23 protein-coding genes are annotated in these 17,636 nt (G+C 67.5%); 3 read left to right on the top strand and 20 right to left on the bottom strand.

The window, feature by feature from the left end:
• Positions 1-23: 23 nt before the first annotated feature.
• From ACFPOE_RS23210 to petA, 3 genes are read right to left on the bottom strand one after another with little or no spacing between them, the layout of a single operon-like run.
• A complete protein-coding gene (locus tag ACFPOE_RS23210; RefSeq protein WP_376852722.1) occupies positions 24-782 on the bottom strand; it encodes a cytochrome c1 in 759 nt (252 codons plus the stop codon).
• Positions 783-799: 17 nt separating this feature from the next.
• Positions 800-2,206: a cytochrome b gene (locus tag ACFPOE_RS23205; RefSeq protein WP_376852721.1), complete on the bottom strand. Its 1,407-nt coding sequence runs from the start codon at positions 2,204-2,206 to the stop codon at positions 800-802.
• A gap of 5 nt (positions 2,207-2,211) precedes the next feature.
• Positions 2,212-2,811: a ubiquinol-cytochrome c reductase iron-sulfur subunit gene (gene petA, locus ACFPOE_RS23200; protein ID WP_376852720.1), complete on the bottom strand. Its 600-nt coding sequence runs from the start codon at positions 2,809-2,811 to the stop codon at positions 2,212-2,214.
• Positions 2,812-2,936: 125 nt separating this feature from the next.
• On the opposite strand from petA, the gene mscL reads away from it, so the two are divergent.
• Positions 2,937-3,362, top strand: a complete 426-nt coding sequence (gene mscL / locus ACFPOE_RS23195; protein ID WP_376852719.1) for a large conductance mechanosensitive channel protein MscL — start codon at positions 2,937-2,939, stop codon at positions 3,360-3,362.
• Here mscL and pdxA read toward each other — a convergent pair.
• Positions 3,349-4,398 carry a 4-hydroxythreonine-4-phosphate dehydrogenase PdxA gene (pdxA, locus tag ACFPOE_RS23190; RefSeq protein WP_376852718.1) on the bottom strand — a complete coding sequence of 350 codons (1,050 nt, stop codon included), beginning with the start codon at positions 4,396-4,398 and terminating at the stop codon, positions 3,349-3,351. The genes mscL and pdxA overlap by 14 nt on opposite strands.
• A 209-nt stretch (positions 4,399-4,607) precedes the next feature.
• Between pdxA and ACFPOE_RS23185 the strand changes: the two genes are divergently transcribed.
• Both ACFPOE_RS23185 and ACFPOE_RS23180 read left to right on the top strand, forming a co-directional pair.
• Positions 4,608-5,870, top strand: a complete 1,263-nt coding sequence (locus ACFPOE_RS23185; RefSeq protein WP_376852717.1) for a diguanylate cyclase domain-containing protein — start codon at positions 4,608-4,610, stop codon at positions 5,868-5,870.
• A 56-nt stretch (positions 5,871-5,926) separates the two neighbouring features.
• On the top strand, positions 5,927-7,075 hold the full coding sequence (locus ACFPOE_RS23180; protein ID WP_376852716.1) for a Do family serine endopeptidase: 1,149 nt from the start codon (positions 5,927-5,929) through the stop codon (positions 7,073-7,075).
• 7 nt (positions 7,076-7,082) lie between these two features.
• On the opposite strand, the gene tatC is transcribed toward ACFPOE_RS23180, so the two are convergent.
• The 16 genes from tatC to ACFPOE_RS23100 all read right to left on the bottom strand — a co-directional run bounded on the left by tatC (position 7,083) and on the right by ACFPOE_RS23100 (position 17,636).
• A complete protein-coding gene (tatC, locus tag ACFPOE_RS23175; protein ID WP_376852715.1) occupies positions 7,083-7,871 on the bottom strand; it encodes a twin-arginine translocase subunit TatC in 789 nt (262 codons plus the stop codon).
• Positions 7,871-8,329, bottom strand: a complete 459-nt coding sequence (gene tatB / locus ACFPOE_RS23170; protein ID WP_376852714.1) for a Sec-independent protein translocase protein TatB — start codon at positions 8,327-8,329, stop codon at positions 7,871-7,873. The genes tatC and tatB overlap by 1 nt, the downstream gene beginning before the upstream one ends.
• Before the next feature lie 9 nt (positions 8,330-8,338).
• On the bottom strand, positions 8,339-8,575 hold the full coding sequence (gene tatA / locus ACFPOE_RS23165) for a Sec-independent protein translocase subunit TatA (RefSeq protein ID WP_376852713.1): 237 nt from the start codon (positions 8,573-8,575) through the stop codon (positions 8,339-8,341).
• Positions 8,576-8,646: 71 nt separating this feature from the next.
• Entirely contained in the window at positions 8,647-9,009 is a 363-nt protein-coding gene (locus ACFPOE_RS23160; protein ID WP_376852712.1) for a histidine triad nucleotide-binding protein, read from the bottom strand.
• A 20-nt stretch (positions 9,010-9,029) separates the two neighbouring features.
• Positions 9,030-9,386 (bottom strand): DUF4870 family protein, encoded by a 357-nt coding sequence (locus tag ACFPOE_RS23155; RefSeq protein WP_376852711.1) that lies wholly within the window; start codon positions 9,384-9,386, stop codon positions 9,030-9,032.
• Positions 9,379-9,795 (bottom strand): phosphoribosyl-ATP diphosphatase, encoded by a 417-nt coding sequence (locus ACFPOE_RS23150; RefSeq protein ID WP_376852710.1) that lies wholly within the window; start codon positions 9,793-9,795, stop codon positions 9,379-9,381. The genes ACFPOE_RS23155 and ACFPOE_RS23150 overlap by 8 nt, the downstream gene beginning before the upstream one ends.
• A complete protein-coding gene (gene hisI / locus ACFPOE_RS23145; RefSeq protein WP_376852709.1) occupies positions 9,792-10,190 on the bottom strand; it encodes a phosphoribosyl-AMP cyclohydrolase in 399 nt (132 codons plus the stop codon). The genes ACFPOE_RS23150 and hisI overlap by 4 nt, the downstream gene beginning before the upstream one ends.
• A 33-nt stretch (positions 10,191-10,223) precedes the next feature.
• The gene (hisF, locus tag ACFPOE_RS23140; RefSeq protein WP_376852708.1) at positions 10,224-11,003 is read right to left on the bottom strand and encodes an imidazole glycerol phosphate synthase subunit HisF; all 780 of its coding nucleotides are present in this window, start codon (positions 11,001-11,003) and stop codon (positions 10,224-10,226) included.
• A 21-nt stretch (positions 11,004-11,024) separates the two neighbouring features.
• Positions 11,025-11,765 (bottom strand): 1-(5-phosphoribosyl)-5-[(5-phosphoribosylamino)methylideneamino]imidazole-4-carboxamide isomerase, encoded by a 741-nt coding sequence (gene hisA, locus ACFPOE_RS23135; RefSeq protein ID WP_376852707.1) that lies wholly within the window; start codon positions 11,763-11,765, stop codon positions 11,025-11,027.
• Positions 11,766-11,813: 48 nt separating this feature from the next.
• Positions 11,814-12,458, bottom strand: coding sequence for an imidazole glycerol phosphate synthase subunit HisH (gene hisH / locus ACFPOE_RS23130; protein WP_376852706.1), 645 nt, complete (start codon positions 12,456-12,458; stop codon positions 11,814-11,816).
• Between the two features lie 4 nt (positions 12,459-12,462).
• A complete protein-coding gene (gene hisB, locus ACFPOE_RS23125; protein ID WP_376852705.1) occupies positions 12,463-13,071 on the bottom strand; it encodes an imidazoleglycerol-phosphate dehydratase HisB in 609 nt (202 codons plus the stop codon).
• On the bottom strand, positions 13,068-14,144 hold the full coding sequence (gene hisC, locus ACFPOE_RS23120) for a histidinol-phosphate transaminase (RefSeq protein WP_376852704.1): 1,077 nt from the start codon (positions 14,142-14,144) through the stop codon (positions 13,068-13,070). Before hisC ends, hisB begins: the two co-directional genes overlap by 4 nt.
• A complete protein-coding gene (hisD, locus tag ACFPOE_RS23115) occupies positions 14,141-15,460 on the bottom strand; it encodes a histidinol dehydrogenase (RefSeq protein ID WP_376852703.1) in 1,320 nt (439 codons plus the stop codon). The genes hisC and hisD overlap by 4 nt, the downstream gene beginning before the upstream one ends.
• A gap of 5 nt (positions 15,461-15,465) precedes the next feature.
• Positions 15,466-16,104, bottom strand: coding sequence for an ATP phosphoribosyltransferase (gene hisG / locus ACFPOE_RS23110; RefSeq protein ID WP_376852702.1), 639 nt, complete (start codon positions 16,102-16,104; stop codon positions 15,466-15,468).
• A 10-nt stretch (positions 16,105-16,114) separates the two neighbouring features.
• The gene (murA, locus tag ACFPOE_RS23105; protein ID WP_376852701.1) at positions 16,115-17,380 is read right to left on the bottom strand and encodes a UDP-N-acetylglucosamine 1-carboxyvinyltransferase; all 1,266 of its coding nucleotides are present in this window, start codon (positions 17,378-17,380) and stop codon (positions 16,115-16,117) included.
• A gap of 7 nt (positions 17,381-17,387) precedes the next feature.
• Complete coding sequence (locus ACFPOE_RS23100; protein ID WP_376852700.1) at positions 17,388-17,636, bottom strand: BolA family protein; 249 nt, start codon at positions 17,634-17,636, stop codon at positions 17,388-17,390.

The raw sequence follows: 17,636 nt of genomic DNA, 5'->3' as shown, positions 1-17,636 counted from the left end.
CCGGCCGCCGGCGTTTCGCCTTGTCAGTGAACGTCTTTCCAGAACGCCGCATTCAGGCGCCAGGTGAAGAGCGTCAGCACGCCGAGGAACAGCAGCACCCACACGCCGACCCGCACGCGCGAGTTCTGCGCCGGTTCCGCCATCCATTGCAGGTAGCCGACGAGGTCGCCGACCGCCTGCTCGTATTGCAGGGGGCTCAGAGTTCCTGGGGTGACCTGCTTCCAGCCGGTGAAAACCTTGGCTTCGTGGCCGTGGATCTCGCGGGTGTCGAACTGCGGCTCCCGCTGGCCCTGCAATTCCCACAGCGCGTGCGGCATGCCGACGTTGGGGAACGCCAGGTTGTTCCAGCCGGTGGCCTTGCTGTTGTCGCGGTAGTAGGTGCGCAGGTAGGTGTAGATGTAATCCGCGCCGGTGCCGCCGTGGCCGGAGCGCGAACGGGCGATCACGCTCAGGTCGGGCGGGTTGGCGCCGAACCATTCCTTGGCCTGCCGCGGGTCTATCGCCGACTTCATGGTGTCGCCCACCTTGTCGGTGGTGAACAGCAGGTTGTCCTTGATCTGCTGCTCGGTCAGGCCGATGTCGCGCAGGCGGTTGTAGCGCATGAAGGCTGCCGAGTGGCAGTTCAGGCAGTAATTGACGAACAGCTTGGCGCCGTTCTGCAGCGCCGGCAGGTCGTTGGTGTTGCTCGGGGCCTTGTCCCAGACAATCCCCTCGCCTTCGGCGGCGTGCGCGCCCAGGGCGAAGCCGAAGGCGGCCAGCAGGATCAGGATCAGTTTTTTCATTCTTGACAGTCTCCAGCTCAATGCGCGGCGAACGTGATGCGCTCCGGCACGGGCTTGAATTCGCCCAGCCGGCTCCACCACGGCATCAGCAGGAAGAAGCCGAAATAGAACAGCGTGCCAACCTGGGACACCCGCTCGCCGATCGGCGAGGGCGGTTGCACGCCCAGGTAGGCGAGCACGACGAAGTTCACCACGAACACGCCGTACACCGCCTTGTGCCAGCCCGGACGGTAGCGGATCGACTTGACCGGGCTGTTGTCCAGCCAGGGCAGGAAGAACAGGATGATCACGGCGCCGCCCATCACCAGCACGCCCCAGAACTTGGCGTCGATCGACAGCATCAGCGCCACGACGATGACCGCGGCAACCGCCACCACCGCCTTCAACAGGCCCGACAGCCGGGACTTCAGCACGCCGAAGCCCGCCGCCGCCACCACGCACGCGATCAGCGCGTACATCATCTCGCTGGTGATCGCGCGCAGCATCGAATAGAAGGGCGTGAAATACCAGACCGGAGCGATGTGCAGCGGCGTCTTGAGCGGATCGGCCGGGATGAAGTTGTTGTACTCGAGGAAGTAGCCGCCCAGCTCCGGCGCGAAGAAGATGATCGCGGAGAACACCATCAGGAACACAGACACGCCGAACAGGTCATGCACCGTATAGAACGGGTGGAACGGGATGCCGTCCACCGGCCTGCCGTTGGCGTCCTTCGGGCCGGCCTTGATCTCGACGCCGTCCGGGTTGTTCGAGCCGACGTCGTGCAGCGCGAAGATGTGCGCAGCCACCAGGCCCAGCAGCACCAGCGGCACGGCGATCACGTGGAAGCTGAAGAAGCGGTTCAGCGTGGCATCGGACACCACGTAATCGCCGCGGATCAGCAGCGCCAGGTCCGGACCGACGAAGGGAATCGCGGAGAACAGGTTGACGATCACCTGGGCGCCCCAATAGGACATCTGGCCCCAGGGCAGCAGGTAGCCCATGAAGGCCTCCGCCATCAGCACCAGGAAGATCGCGCAGCCGAAGATCCACACCAGCTCGCGCGGCTTGCGGTAGCTGCCGTAGATCAGGCCGCGGTACATGTGCAGGTAGACCACGATGAAGAAGGCCGAGGCGCCGGTGGAGTGCATGTAGCGCACCAGCCAGCCCCAGGGCACGTCGCGCATGATGTACTCGACCGACTCGAAGGCCTTGGCCGCGTCCGGCTTGTAATGCATCACCAGGAAGATGCCGGTGACGATCTGGATCACCAGCACCAGCATCGCCAGCGAGCCGAAGAAGTACCAGAAGTTGAAGTTCTTCGGAGCGTAGTACTCCGACATGTGCTCGCGATAGGCGGCGCCTGCCGTCGGGAAGCGGTTGTCGAACCAGTTGGCGAGCTTGGCGCCGGCCGTGGCGTTCGGGGAGATTTCCTTGAATTCAGCCATGGTGCTTAAGCCTTCTTGTCTTCGCCGATCAGCAACCGGGTGTCCGACACGTACATGTGGGGCGGCACCTCAAGGTTGTCCGGCGCGGGCTTGTTCTTGTACACGCGCCCCGCCAGGTCGAAGGTCGAACCGTGGCAGGGGCACAGGAAGCCGCCCGGCCAGCTGTCAGGCAGCGAGGGCTGCGGGCCGGGCTGGAACTTGTCCGAAGGCGAGCAACCCAGGTGCGTGCAGATGCCGACGCCAACCCAGTATTCGGGCTTGATCGAGCGGCCCTCGTTGCGCGCGTACTTCGGGGTCAGTTCGTCCTGCTTGCGCTGCGACTTCGGGTCGGCCAGCAAGGGGTCGTTCTTCGGCAGTTCGGCCACCTGCTCCGGCGTGCGGCGGACGATCCACACGGGCTTGCCGCGCCATTCCACCGTCATCTTCTCGCCCGGCTTCAATGCGGAAATGTCCGCTTCCACCGGCGCACCTGCGGCCTTCGCACGCTCCGAAGGCTCAAAACTGCTGACGAAGGGCACGGCGGTGAAACCGGCGCCCACAGCACCAGCACAACCGGACGCGATCAGCCACGTCCGCTTGCTGGTGTCCACTGGGGTGTCGCTCATGGGGGTCCTCAAGGATGTCGCTGTCAGGGTCAACCGACGATTGTAGCTGACCGTAAATGACGAATTCAACACGGCGGCACCGTGTTGCGCCGATACTGCGACGGCCAACAACAGGAGCAGACGCCATGGGGATGATGAAGGAATTCCGCGAGTTCGCGGTCAAGGGCAGCGTCGTCGATCTCGCCGTCGGCGTGATCATCGGCGCGGCGTTCGCCAAGATCGTCGACTCGATGGTCAACGACCTGATCATGCCGGTCGTGGCCGCGATCTTCGGCAAGCTCGATTTCTCCAGCCTGTTCGTCGTGCTCAGGCCGGTGCCCGCCGGCACGCCGCAGACCCTGGACGCGCTGAAGAAGGCCGGGGTGCCGGTGCTGGCCTACGGCAACTTCATCACCGTCGCCGTGAACTTCGCCATCCTGGCGCTGATCATCTTCCTGATGGTGCGGCAGATCAACCGCATGCGGCGCACCGGACCAGCGGCGGCGCCGGCAGCGCCGGCCGAGGACATCGTGCTGCTGCGCGAAATCCGCGACAGCCTCAGGCGCAGCTGACCGCAACCGGACCCGCCGCCAGCAGGCGGGCCATCTGCACCGCTTGCAGCAGGCTGGAGGGATCGGCCCGGCCGCTGCCGGCGATGTCGAAGGCCGTCCCGTGGTCCGGACTGGTCCGCACCATCGGCAGGCCCAGGGTGACGTTCACGCCCTTGTCCACCCCGAGGTACTTCACCGGGATCAGGCCCTGGTCGTGGTACATCGCCACCACCACGTCGAACTCTCCGGCGCGGCCGCCGCCCGATCGGGCCCGCATGAAGACCGTGTCCGGCGCGAACGGGCCGAGGGCATCGATGCCCTCGGCCTGGGCCGCCCGCAGCGCCGGGGCGATCACTTCCACTTCTTCGCGGCCGAACAGGCCGCCCTCGCCCGCATGAGGGTTCAGTCCCGCCACGCCGATGCGCGGCTTGCGCCCCAGCACCGCCGACAGGGACGCGTGGGCGATGCGAATGGTCTGCAGCACGTTGTCGAAGCTGACGGCCTCGATCGCGTCGCGCAGCGACATGTGGATGCTCACCAGCACGGTGCGCAACTCGTCGCTCGCCAGCATCATCCGCACCGGCATATCGGCCACGGTGCGGCCCGCGAACGCTGCCGCCTCGGCCTGCAGCAATTCCGTGTGGCCGGGAAAGCGGACACCGGCGGCAGCCAGCGCTTCCTTGTGCAGTGGTGCCGTCACCAGAGCGGCGATCTCGCCGCGCAGCGCAGCCCGCGCCGCCCAGGTCACGCAATCGGCGGCGATCCGGCCGGCGGCAGCGCTGACTTCTCCGAGCGGCGGCAGCGGCTGCGGCGCCACGACCTGCAACAGCGGGATGCAGCGCGGCGGCACATCCAGCACCTGCGCCGGCGCCTCGATCACTGCGATCGGCACGCCGGCCTGGCCCTGCTGCACGGCGGCGGCGCCGCGGCGCAGGCAATCCAGGTCGCCTGCCACGAAGCATCCGGCCAGCGCGGCGCTGCCGTCGCGGAAGGCCTTGACGATGATTTCAGGCCCGATGCCGGCCGGGTCGCCCAGGGTGATCGCGATCGGCTTCATGCTGGACTCACGCCCGACAGCGGAGTCGCCACCGCCGGCAGCGCGTCGAATGCGTTCAGGAACTGGTGCTGGGTGGCCATGGCCGGATTGTCGTCCAGCCTAGGGAACTCCCCCATCCTGGCCGGTGGCCGGCGTCGAATAATGCTTTCGTTCCCGGGCACACCGGACCATCGAACAAGAATTCAGGGACGGCCGTCGCGATGACTGCGGTGGAAATCACGATCTGGAGCCTGGCGCTCGGCGCGATCGGCGCCATCGCGCTCGGGCGCGCGGTCGACCTCGCCATCCACCCGACGCCGTCGGTGGCGCACAGCAACGCATTTCATCTCGCCGTCCTGGGCTTCGTGGCCGTGCTCAGTGGCCTGCCGGAGGCATTGGCGCCGGACTTGGAGCCCGACATCCTGGAAGCCGTCCAGGTGATGGCCGGGCCGCTCTGCGTCGGCCTGTCGGCCTTCCTCGTCGGCGGCTGGCTCAATGCCCGGCATCGCGAACGGCTGATGGCCGGCAGCCTGCGGCTGGCTGCACTGGTCGCGCCGCTGGCAGCGCTGGCCTGCTTCGCATTGCCGGCGCCGCAGCGCCTGCCGCTGGCGGGGGCGGTGTCGCTGCTGGCCGCCTCGCTGACGCTCTGGGCGATCTGGCGTGCTTCGCTGATGGGCGACCGGCTGGCCTCGGCGATGGCCTTCGGCTGCCTGCTGACGCTGCCGGCCATCGGCGGCATGTACGCCACCGCGATCCCGCTGCCCGGCGTCACTGCGGCCTGGGAAGCAGGCTTTGCCGTTTGCGCGGCGCTCGCCAACGGCCTGATCGGCTACGTGCTCTGGCGGCGCGACCAGCACGACTGGCAGGCCAGGCACGAAGAGGCGAGCTCGGACTTCGATCCCGTCACGCGCCTGCATACCGGCGTCACCCTGGGCCAGCGGCTGGTCAAGGCACAGCTTCGGCGCCGCCGCATGAAGCACGACGGCGCGGTGCTGGCGGTCATGGTGTTCAACATCGACCGCGTCCGGGCCCAGGCCGGCCCGCGCGGAGTCAACGACATGTTCATCCGGCTGGCCGGGCGGATCCAGCGCCAGGTCGGCGTGGTCAACCCGGTGGGGCGCTATTACGACTCCTGCTTCGTCTGCCTGGTGGAGTCGATCGACGCGCCGGTGTGGCTGCGCACGCTGGGGCTGCGGGTGGCGTGCAGCCTGCGCCGGCCGGTCGAGGTCGGCAGCAGCGACGGCCAGCGGCTGGAGGTCCATCCCGACATCGGCGTCGGGATCGTGCACCTCACGGCGCAGGAAGCGCATCTGGACGAGGTGCTGAACGACGCCGAGCGGATGGCGGAAGCGGCCCGCGCCACGCCCTCGCGCACCGCGATGCTGGATCCGCAGACCGGCCGGATCGTGCCGGTGGAACAGGCCCAGCTTGCGGTCCGGCGGATCGCGGGCGCGCGCCACCATGGCGCCAGGGCGCGCCCGATGCGCCACTGAGGCCCGTCGAGGGCGACGGCCGTCTACACTGCGGGATTACCCCGCCCCAATCCATCATGCGTCGTTACTGGCTGGTTTTCTCGCAGGCTGTCACCGTCGTCCTGGCGGTCTATTTCGTGGTGGCCACGCTCAAGCCTGACTGGATCGGCCGCGCGCTGCGGCCGGGAGCGACCGGCATTTCGCTGATCGAGGCGCCTGCCGTGCCGGTGGCTGCAGTGCCCAGCGGCAGCTTCCGGCTGGCGGCGAAGCGCGCGTCGGCCGCGGTGGTCAGCATCAACACCACCAAAGCGCCCGAACAGCATCCACAGGCCAACGACCCCTGGTTCCGCTTCTTCTTCGGCGACCAGGCCAACAGCCAGCCGCAGGCCGGCCTGGGCAGCGGCGTGATCATCAGTCCGGACGGCTACATCCTGACCAACAACCACGTGGTCGACGGCGCCGACGAGATCGAGGTGGTCCTCAACGACAGCCGGCGGGCCCGCGCGAAGGTGATCGGAACCGACCCGGAAAGCGACCTGGCGATCCTGAAGGTGGCGCTGGACCGGCTGCCCGTGATCACCCTGGGCAACTCCGATTCGCTGCAGGTGGGCGACCAGGTGCTGGCCATCGGCAACCCGTTCGGCGTCGGCCAGACCGTCACCAGCGGCATCGTCTCGGCGCTGGGGCGCAACCAGCTGGGCATCAACACCTTCGAGAACTTCATCCAGACCGACGCCGCCATCAATCCAGGCAACTCCGGCGGTGCGCTGGTGGACGCCAACGGCACGCTGATGGGGATCAACACGGCGATCTATTCGCGCACCGGCGGCAGCATGGGCATCGGCTTCGCCATCCCGGTGTCCACCGCCAAGCAGGTGCTGGAGAGCATCGTCAAGGACGGCGTGGTGACCCGCGGCTGGATCGGCGTCGAGCCGGCCGAACTCTCCCCGGAGCTGATGGAGACCTTCGGCGTCAAGGCCAAGCGCGGCGTGCTGATCACCGGCGTGCTGCAGAACGGGCCGGCGGCGCAGGCCGGCATCCGCCCGGGCGACGTGATCGTGGAGGTCGGCGGCAAGCAGATCTCCGCGGTGTCGGAACTGCTGTCGCAGGTCGCGGCGCTCAAGCCGGGCACCGCCGCCGGCGTTCGGCTGCAGCGGCGCGACGAGAACATGGAACTGAAGGTCACGCCCGGGGTGCGGCCCAAGCCCCGCGCCGTGCCGCGCTGACGCTCGCTCAGGAATCCGCGGCGCTGGTTTCCGGCGGCGGCTGGGTGTTGCGGATGAAGATCTGCGCGGCCCAGATGCCCACCTCGTACAGCAGGCACATCGGCACCGCCAGCGCCAGCTGCGAGACCACGTCCGGCGGCGTGATCACCGCGGCGATGATGAACGCCAGCACGATGAAATAGCCGCGGAAGCTCTTGAGCTTCTCGATCGAGACGAAACCCAGCCGCGCCAGCACCACCACCACGATCGGCACCTCGAAAGCCAGCCCGAAGGCCAGGAACATGGTGAGCACGAAGCTGAGATAGGCCTCGATGTCGGGCGCCGCCGTGATGCTCTTGGGCGCGAAGCTCTGGATGAACTTGAACACCTGGCCGAACACGAAGAAGTAGCAGAAGGCGACGCCGATGAAGAACAGGACCGTGCTGGACACCACCAGCGGCAGCACCAGCTTCTTCTCGTGCAGGTACAGGCCCGGGGCGATGAAGGCCCAGGCCTGGTAAAGGACCACCGGCAGCGCGCCCATGAAGGCCGCCATCAGCAGGATCTTCAGCGGCACCAGGAACGGCGAGATCACCGAGGTGGCGATCAGCGTGGCGCCCTTGGGCAGGCTGTGGATCAGCGGCGCCGCCAGGATGTCGTACAGCGCCGCCGGCCCGGGATAGACGAACAGCACGGCGGCGACCACCGCGATGGCGACGATCGCCTTGATCAGCCGGTCGCGCAGTTCGACCAGGTGGGCGACGAAGGGCTGTTCGGTGCCGGCGAGTTCGTCTTCTTTGTTCGAGGTGTCCGACATCAGTTGAACTTGTGCGGACGGTAGCGCGCCACCCGGGCCGCGCCCGACAGCGCCTTGGTGCGGATGCCGTTGCGGGCCTTGTACCAGGTGGGCGTGGCGCCCTGCTTGATGCGCCACTTCTTCTTCGGGTGCTTGTACTCGGGATAGACCGGCACCTCGGGCAGCGCCGCCTGCGCGGTGCTGGTGGCCTCGGACCACTGCTTCTCGAAGTCGGCGGCGCCGCTGTGGATGGAGCCCTCCACGTCGCGGGCGGCCGTCTCCACCGTCTCCTTCATCTTCTTCAACTCTTCCAGGTCCATCGAGCGGTTGACCTCGGCCTTCACGTCGGCCACGTAGCGCTGGGCCTTGCCCAGCAGCGTGCCGACCGTCCGCGCCACCCGGGGCAGCTTTTCCGGACCGATGACGATCAGCGCGACCACGCTGATCACCATCATCTTTTCAATGCCGAGATCGATCACGGACGGCGATCAGGAACGGTTCTTGGCTTCGACGTCGATGGTCGTCTTGTCGGTCGCGCCGGGGGCGGTGCCGACCTGTTGCGGCGGCACCGGCACGTCCGGGACCGAGCCCTCCTTCATGCCGTCCTTGAAGCCCTTGACGGCCCCACCCAGGTCAGAGCCGATGTTCTTGAGCTTCTTGGTGCCGAACACCATCACGACGATCAGCAACACGATCAGCCAGTGCCAGATTGAAAATGAACCCATGGAGTACTCCTAAACGAACTGGTGAGATTTTAGACGCCGGCTGAAGTTCGCCCGACATGCCCTTGCCGGACTCAGCCTTTGAGCCACGGCCGGGGGCCGCCCATCACGTGCACGTGTAGGTGGTGGACCTCCTGGCCGCCCTCCGCCCCGGTGTTGATGACGACCCGGTGGCCGCCCTGCGGATAGGGCCGGCAGCCTTCCTGCAGCGCCAGCTTCGGCGCCAGGGCCAGCATGCGGCCCAGCAGCGGCGCGTCCGCCTCCTGGACCTGCGCGAGCGAGTCGATGTGCCTTTTTGGCACCATCAGGAAGTGCACCGGCGCCCAGGGGTGGATGTCGTGGAAGACGAGCAGCTCGTCGTCCTCGTACACCTTGCGCGAGGGAATCTCCCCGCGGACGATCTTGCAGAACAGGCAACTGGAATGGTCGGAGCTCATGGCCGTGAAACTTCAAGGGGTCAGCGCGGGGGCCTGCCGTCGGCAAAGCGCAGCCAGCCGCGCACGCAGCGGTAAAGGTACCAGAGCCAGATGATGAAATAGGCCGCGGCCCCGGGGAAGAAGAACACCAGCCACAGCGGAGCGGTGATCACCAGCCACAACAGCGTCCACCAGAAGGTGGAAATCATGTAGTTGTGGTGCATGACGTAGAGCGGGTCCTGCTCGTCGCCGCGCTTGATGTAGTTCAGGACCACCGCAATCACCGCCAGCATGCCGGCGCTGAACCAGGCCAGCGTATGCAGCCCGTACAACACGTACATGAAGGTGCGGTCGCCGGAGCTGCGCCCCTCCAGTTCCGCCAGATCGGTTTCAGCCATTGCCCTCTCCTTCGCGGTGAATTGCCTTGCGCAGGGCCTTTTCCTCGATCCCGCTGGTGCCTTCGCGCCGCTCCAGCTCGGCGATCACGTCGGCCGGCGCCAGGCCGTAGTGTGCCAGCGCGATCATGCTGTGGAACCACAGGTCCGCCACTTCGCCGACGATGCGCCTGGGGTCGCCGCCGTGGTCGGCATCCTTGGCCGCCATCACCACCTCGGTGGCCTCCTCGCCGATCTTCTTGAGGAACGCGTCCGGGCCCTTGTGCAGCAGCCGCGCGACGTAGCTGGCCTGCGGGTCGCCGCCGCTGGCGGGCTTGCGGCTTTCGATCACCGCGGCCAGGCGCGCCAGCGCGTCCGCGCCGTTGCGGGACGGTGCGGGCTGCGGCGAGGGACTTGCGGGCTTGGCGCTCATGGCTTGTGCTGGTAGATGGAGCTGGGGTCTTTCAGCACCGGTTCAATGGCTTCCCACACCCCATCGCGATAACGGCTGAAAAAGCAGCTGTGGCGCCCGGTGTGGCAGGCGATCGACGGATCATGCCCGAGCTGGGTCACCTTCAGCAGCAGCACGTCGTTGTCGCAATCGATGCGGATCTCGTGCACCGTCTGGACGTGGCCCGATTCCTCGCCCTTGAACCAGAGCTTGCCGCGGGAGCGGCTGTAGTACACGGCGCGGCCCCGTTCGGCCGTCTGCCGCAAGGCCTCGCGGTCCATCCAGGCGAACATCAGCACGTCGTTCGTGCCGACCTCCTGCGCGATCACGGGCACCAGCCCCTGCGCGTCCCATTTCACTTCGTCGAGCCAGTCCATCCGGCTATTGTCCGGCATCCGCCGGACCGGCGATCAGAGCCGCACCGGAATTCCGCGCTCGGCCATCCTGGCCTTGGCCTGCCCGATCGTGAATTCGCCGTAGTGGAAGATGCTGGCCGCCAGCACCGCGTCGGCCCCGCCGCGCTGGATGCCGTCGGCCAGGTGGTCCAGCGTGCCGACCCCGCCGGACGCGATCACCGGCACGCTCACTGCATCGCTGACGGCGCGCGTCAACTCCAGGTCGAAGCCGGACTTCGTGCCGTCCCGGTCCATGCTGGTCAGGAGGATCTCGCCAGCGCCGCGCTTGACCATCTCGCCGGCCCAGGCGACGGCGTCCAGGCCGGTGTTCTTGCGCCCGCCATGGCTGTACACGTCCCAGCCGGGCCCGCGCGCCGCGGCTTCCTCCGGCGAGCGGCGCTTGGCGTCGATCGCCACCACGATGCACTGGGCGCCGTATTTGTCCGACGCTGCGTTGATCACCTGCGGGGTGGCGATCGCCGCCGAATTGAAGCTGGTCTTGTCGGCGCCGGCGTTGAGCAGCCGGCGCACGTCTTCCACCGTGCGGACGCCGCCGCCCACGGTGAGCGGGATGAAGACCTGCGAGGCGACCGCCTCGATGATCGGCAGGATCAGGTCGCGTTCGTCGCTGGTGGCGGTGATGTCCAGGAAGGTCAGTTCGTCGGCGCCCTGCAGGTTGTAGCGGGCAGCGATTTCCACCGGATCGCCGGCGTCGCGCAGCTCGACGAAATTGACGCCCTTGACGACGCGGCCGCCCGTCACATCCAAGCAGGGAATGATGCGTTTGGCCAGCAAGGACAGTTCCTGGAGCGACGACTAGGCGCCGAGTTCGTCGGCCTTGGCCTGGGCCTGGCCGAAGTCGAGGTCGCCCGAATAGATCGCGCGGCCGCAGATCACGCCCTCGATGCCTTCCTCCTCCACCGCGCAGAGGTTCTCGATGTCGGCCATGTTGGACAGGCCGCCTGAGGCGATCACCGGGATGTGCAGGGCCCGCGCCAGCTTGACGGTGGCTTCGATGTTGATGCCCGACAGCATGCCGTCGCGGCCGATGTCGGTGTAGATGATCGATTCCACGCCCCAGTCCTCGAACTTGCGCGCCAGGTCCACCACCTCGTGGCCGGTCAGCTTGCTCCAGCCGTCGGTGGCGACCTTGCCGTCCTTGGCATCCAGCCCCACGATGATGTGGCCGCCAAAGGCGGTGCAGGCGTCCTTGAGGAAACCGGGGTTCTTGACCGCGGCGGTGCCGATGATCACGTAGCGCAGGCCGCCGTCGATGTACTTCTCGATGGTGTCCAGGTCGCGGATGCCGCCGCCGAGCTGCACCGGGATCTCCTCGCCGACCGCCTTGAGGATGGAGCGGATGGCGGTGAAATTCTGCGGCTTGCCGGCGAAGGCGCCGTTGAGGTCCACCAGATGGAGCCGGCGCGCGCCGCGTTCCAGCCAGCTGCGCGCCATGGCAGCCGGGTCTTCGCCGAATGTGGTGGCTTGGTCCATGTCGCCCTGCTTGAGGCGGACACAGTGACCGTCTTTCAGGTCGATCGCGGGGATGAGGAGCATAACGGGACGATCACAAGGCCGATCGCAGCGATCCGCTTTGTTGTTCGATCAGGGGGTCCATTGCAGGAAATTGCGGTACAGCGCCAGACCGTGGTCGGCGCTCTTCTCGGGGTGGAATTGGGTTGCGAAAATATTATCGCGTGCAATTGCGGCGGTAAAGCGCGCGCCGTAATCGGCCTCTCCCACGCTGTGGCGCGCATCCGACGTTCTGGCGTAGTAGCTGTGCACGAAGTAATAGTAGCTGCCGTCCGGAATTCCCGCCCACAGTGCGTGCGGCCGGGTCTGCCAGACCTGGTTCCATCCCATCTGCGGCACCTTGTAGCGGCTGCCATCGGGCTGCAGGCGACCGGCCAGCTCGAACCTGACGACTTCGCCGTGGATCAGGCCCAGGCCCTCGGTCGGGCCCTCGGCGCTGCGATCGAGCAGCATCTGCATGCCGACGCAGACGCCGAACAGCGGCTTGGAGGCGGCCGCTTCCAGCACCGGCTCCAGCAGGCCCGATTCGCACAGTTCGCGCATGCAGTCGGGCATGGCGCCCTGCCCCGGCAGCACGATGCGCTCGGCCTCGCGCACATCCTGCGGCCGCGAGGTGACGACCACCTCGAAGCCGCTGCCCTGCGCCACGTGGCGCACCGCCTGCGACACCGAGCGCAGGTTGCCCATGCCGTAATCGACGACCGCGACTGTCTTCATCGATTCAGAGCGAGCCCTTGGTGCTCGGGATGGTGCCGGCGGCGCGGGGATCGAGTTCCAGCGCCGAGCGCAGCGCCCGGGCGAACGCCTTGAACACCGTCTCGCACTGGTGGTGGGCGTTCTCGCCGCGCAGGTTGTCGATGTGCAGCGTGACGAAGGCATGGTTGGCGAAGCCCTGGAAGAACTCGTGCGCCAGCTGGCTGTCGAAGGTGCCGATCATGCCGCTCTTGAACGGCACGTTCATGACCAGGCCGGGGCGGCCCGAGAAATCGATCACCACGCGCGACAGCGCTTCGTCCAGCGGCACGTAGGCGTGGCCGTAGCGGCGGATCCCCTTCTTGTCGCCGACGGCCTTGTAGACCGCCTGGCCGAAGGTGATGCCGACGTCTTCCACCGTGTGGTGGCCGTCGATGTGCAGGTCGCCGGCGGCCTGGATGTCCAGGTCGATCAGCCCGTGGCGGGCGATCTGGTCCAGCATGTGGTCGAAGAAGCCGATCCCGGTCGCGAGATTCGCCTTGCCGGTGCCGTCCAGGTTGACGCGCGCCGTGATCTGCGTTTCGGCAGTGTTGCGCACGACTTCGGCTTGCCGGTCGGTGGTCGGGAGTGCAGTCATAGGGAGGCCTTGAGCGCCGACAGCAGCTGCGTGTTCTCACCTTCGGTGCCGACGGTGAGGCGCAGGCAGTTCGCCAGCAATGGATGCATTCTAGAAACGTTCTTGACCAGCACGCCGTGCGCCTTCAGGCCGTCGAAGGTGCGCTGCGCGTCCGGGAAGCGCGCCAGGATCATGTTGGCGTCGCTGGGCCAGGCCTTGACGCCCGGCAGCGCGGCCAGCGCGGCCTGGATGCGCGAGCGCTCCTTGCGCAGCTCGCCGGCCTGGGCCGCAAACACCCCGGCGTGCTCCAGCGCGAACAGCGCCGCCTCGCAGTTGAGCACGCTGATGTTGTAGGGCGGGCGGACCTTGTCGAACTGCGCGATCAGCGCCTTCGGCCCCATCATGTAGCCGATGCGCACGCCGGCCAGGCCGAACTTGCTCATGGTGCGCATCAGCAGCACGTGGCTGTGGCGCGCCAGCCGGTCGATGTAGCTGCGGCTGGAAAAGGGCTGGTAGGCCTCGTCGATCACGACGAGGCCGGGCGCCGCGGCGATGATCCTGTCGATCACCGCGTCGTCCCAGAGGTTGGCCGTGGGATTGTTCGGATAGGCGATGTAGATGATGGACGGCCGCTGTTCGGCGATCGCCGCCAGCATCGCCGGTTCGTCGAGCCCGAAGTCCGGCGTCAGGTCCACGCCGGTGAACTTCAGCCCCTGCAGCTGCGCGCTCATCGCGTACATCACGAAGCCCGGCAGCGGCGCCAGGATCGAGGCGCCGGGCACGTCGCAGGCCATCGCGACCAGCGAGATCAGTTCGTCCGAGCCGTTGCCCAGCATGATGTCGAAGCCATCGGGCATGCCCGCGTACTTCGCCAGCGCGGCGCGCAGGTCGTCGACCTGGCCGGCCGGATAGCGGTTCAGCGCCAGCGTCCCGAGCCGGCGGCCCAGCTGCGCCTGCAACTCGGGCGACAACCGGTGCGGATTCTCCATCGCGTCCAGCTTGATCAAGCCGGCCGAGGGCTGGATCGCATAGGCGTGCATGGACTGGATGTCCTGGCGGATCAGCTTGGCCAGGTCGCGTTGCAGAGCAGTCATTTGTCCAATCTCATTTCGGCCGCCAGGGCGTGGGCCTGCAAGCCCTCCCCGTGCGCCAGCACCGAGGCGATCGCGCCGAGCGCCTGGGCCCCGGCCTGCGTCACCTCGATCAGGCTGCTGCGCTTCTGGAAGTCGTACACGCCCAGCGGGCTGGAAAAGCGCGCCGTGCCGCTGGTGGGCAACACGTGGTTGGGACCGGCGCAATAGTCACCCAGCGACTCGCTGGTGTAGCTGCCCAGGAAGATGGCGCCGGCATGCCGCAGCAGCGGCTCCCAGCGGTGCGGCTCGCTGCTGGCCACCTCCAGGTGTTCGGGCGCGATGCGATTGCTGATCTCGCATGCCTCTTCCATGCTGCGGGTATGGATCAGCGCGCCGCGGCCATTGAGGGACTTGGCGATGATGCCGGCGCGCTGCATCTGCGGCAGCAGCCGCTCGATCTCGGCCTGCACCCGCTCGATGTACGCCAGGTCGGGGCACAGCAGGATGCTCTGCGCCAGTTCGTCGTGCTCCGCCTGGCTGAACAGGTCCATCGCCACCCAGTCCGGCGGCGTGCTGCCGTCGGCCAGCACCAGGATCTCGCTGGGGCCGGCGATCATGTCGATGCCGACCGTGCCGAACACCCGGCGCTTGGCGCTGGCCACGTAGGCATTGCCCGGGCCGGTGATCTTGTCGACGTTCGGGATGGTGTGCGTTCCGTAGGCCAGCGCACCGATGGCCTGGGCGCCGCCGATGGTGAAGGCGCGGCTGACGCCGGCCACGTGGGCCGCGGCCAGCACCAGCGGGTTCTTCTCTCCGCGCGGGGTCGGCACCACCATGATGATCTCGCTGACGCCGGCGACGTGGGCCGGAATCGCGTTCATCAGCACCGACGAGGGATAGGCGGCCTTGCCGCCGGGCACGTAGATGCCGACGCGGTCCAGCGGCGTCACCTTCTGCCCGAGCAGCGTGCCGTCGGCGTCGCGGTAGCTCCAGCTCTCGCCGCTGGCCTTCTTCTGCGCCTCGTGGTAGCTGCGCACCCGGCGCGCCGCCGCCTGCAGGGCCTCGCGCTGCGCCGCCGGCAGCTGCTCGAAGGCGGACTTGAGCTCCGCCTGCGTCAGTTCCAGCGACGCCATCGACGGCGCATCGAGGCCGTCGAAGCGCTTGGTGTATTCGAGCACCGCGGCGTCGCCGCGCTCGCGCACGTCGGCCAGGATCTGCGCCACCCGCTGCTCCACCTCGGCGTCGGTTTCCGCCGACCAGTGCAGGCGGGCGCGAAAGTCCGCTTCGAAGGTGGCGGAGTCAGTGGACAGGCGGGCGGGCGAGGCGGTCGGTCTCATGGCGGTCAGGGCGCGATCGCCCCTTCGAAGGCATCGATGATGCGGCGGATCTCGTCGCGCTTGAGCTTGAGTGCGGCCTGGTTCACCACCAGCCGCGAACTGATGTCCATGATCCGCTCGACTTCCACCAGGTTGTTGGCCTTGAGCGTGTTGCCGGTGGAAACCAGGTCGACGATCGCATCGGCCAGGCCGGTCAGCGGCGCCAGTTCCATGCTGCCATAGAGCTTGATCAGGTCCACGTGGACGCCCTTGGCGGCGAAGAATTCGCGGGCGATCGCGACGTACTTGGTGGCCACCCTCAGGCGCGAGCCCTGGCGCACCGCCGATTCGTAATCGAAGTCGGAACGCACCGCGACGCTGACCCGGCACTTGGCGATCTTCAGGTCCAGCGGCTGGTACAGGCCCTGGATGCCGTGCTCGATCAAGGTGTCCAGGCCGGTGACGCCCAGGTCGGCGCCGCCGTACTGCACGTAGGTCGGCACGTCGCTGGCCCGCACCAGCACCACCCGCACCTGCGGGTCGCGGGTTTCCAGGATCAGCTTGCGCGATTTCTCGGGGTCGTCCAGCACCTCGATCCCGGCGGCCTTCAGCAGCGGCAGGGTCTCCTCGAAGATGCGTCCCTTGGACAAGGCCAGCGTGATCATGGCTGCTGCTTCATCCCTTGATGCGTTCGATGTCGGCGCCGATGCCGCGCAGCTTGGCTTCCATCTGGTCGTAGCCGCGGTCCAGGTGGTAGATGCGGTCGACGATGGTCTCGCCGTCCGCCACCAGGCCGGCGATCACCAGGCTGGCCGACGCGCGCAGGTCGGTTGCCATCACCACGGCGCCGGACAGCTGCGGCACGCCCTCGATCACGGCGAACTTGCCGTCCACCTGGATGTTGGCCCCCAGCCGCACCAGCTCGTTGACGTGCATGAAGCGGTTCTCGAAGATGGTCTCCGTCACCTTGGACGGGCCTTCCGAGATGGCGTTGAGCGCCATGAACTGCGCCTGCATGTCGGTCGGGAAGCCCGGGTATTCGGTGGTGCGGAAGCTCTGCGCCACCAGCCGGCCCTGCGAGTGCAGGTGGATGCCGTCCTCGACCGCCGCCACGCTGGCGCCCGCCTCGCGCAGCTTGTCGATGACGGCATCGAGGTGGTCGGCGCGGCCGTGCCGCAGCACGACGTCGCCGCCGGTGGCGGCGACGGCGCACAGGAAGGTGCCGGCCTCGATCCGGTCGGCCACCACGCGGTGGGTGCAGCCATGCAGCTTGTCCACGCCCTGGATGCGGATGCGGCTGGTGCCCTGGCCTTCGATCTTGGCGCCCATGGCGATCAGCATTTCGGCCAGGTCGGTGATCTCGGGCTCCTGCGCCGCGTTCTCCAGGACGGTCTCGCCCTCGGCCAGGGTCGCCGCCATCAGGAAGTTCTCGGTGCCGGTGACGGTGATCATGTCGGTGCGGATGCTGGCGCCCTGCAGGCGGGTGCGGCCCTTGGGCAGCTTGGCGATCATGTAGCCGTGCTCGACCACGATGTCGGCGCCCATCGCCTGCAGGCCCTTGATGTGCTGGTCCACCGGCCGCGAGCCGATGGCGCAGCCGCCCGGCAGCGACACGGTGGCGTCGCCGAAGCGCGCCAGCAGCGGACCCAGCGCCAGCACCGAGGCCCGCATCGTCTTGACCAGTTCATAGGGCGCTTCGGGCGAGCTGAGCTTGCTCGAATCGATGCGCACGCCGCCTTCGACCTGCTCGATGGTGACGCCCATGTTGCGGATCAGGGTGAGCATGGTCGCCACGTCCTGCAGCCGCGGCAGGTTCAGCAGCGTCACCGGCTCGCTGGAGAGCAGCGCCGCGCACAGTTCTGGCAGGGCTGCATTCTTGGCGCCGGAAATCCGGACCTCGCCATGGAGCTGGCGCCCCCCGCGAATCAGCAATTTGTCCATGAAAAGCTCAGTTTGAAGTGGATGCGGCCGCCCATTCGGCGGGTGTCAGGGTCTGCATCGACAAGGCATGCACCTCGTCGGTCTGCATTCTCGCACCCAGCGTGGCATAGACGCGCTGGTGCCGCTGGATCAGGCGCTTGCCCTCGAATTCCGCGGAAACGATCACGGCGGACCAGTGGCGGCCGTCCCCGTCCACCACCAGATGGGTGCAGGGAAGGCCGGCGGCGATGAGGGACTGGAGTTCAGCGGCGGTCAT

Source organism: Caenimonas terrae, from assembly GCF_042655405.1.
Taxonomy (GTDB): Bacteria; Pseudomonadota; Gammaproteobacteria; order Burkholderiales; family Burkholderiaceae_C; genus Ramlibacter; species Ramlibacter terrae_A.
The sequence above is the reverse complement of the archived record's forward strand: the minus strand, read 5'-3'. Positions and strand labels throughout refer to the sequence as shown.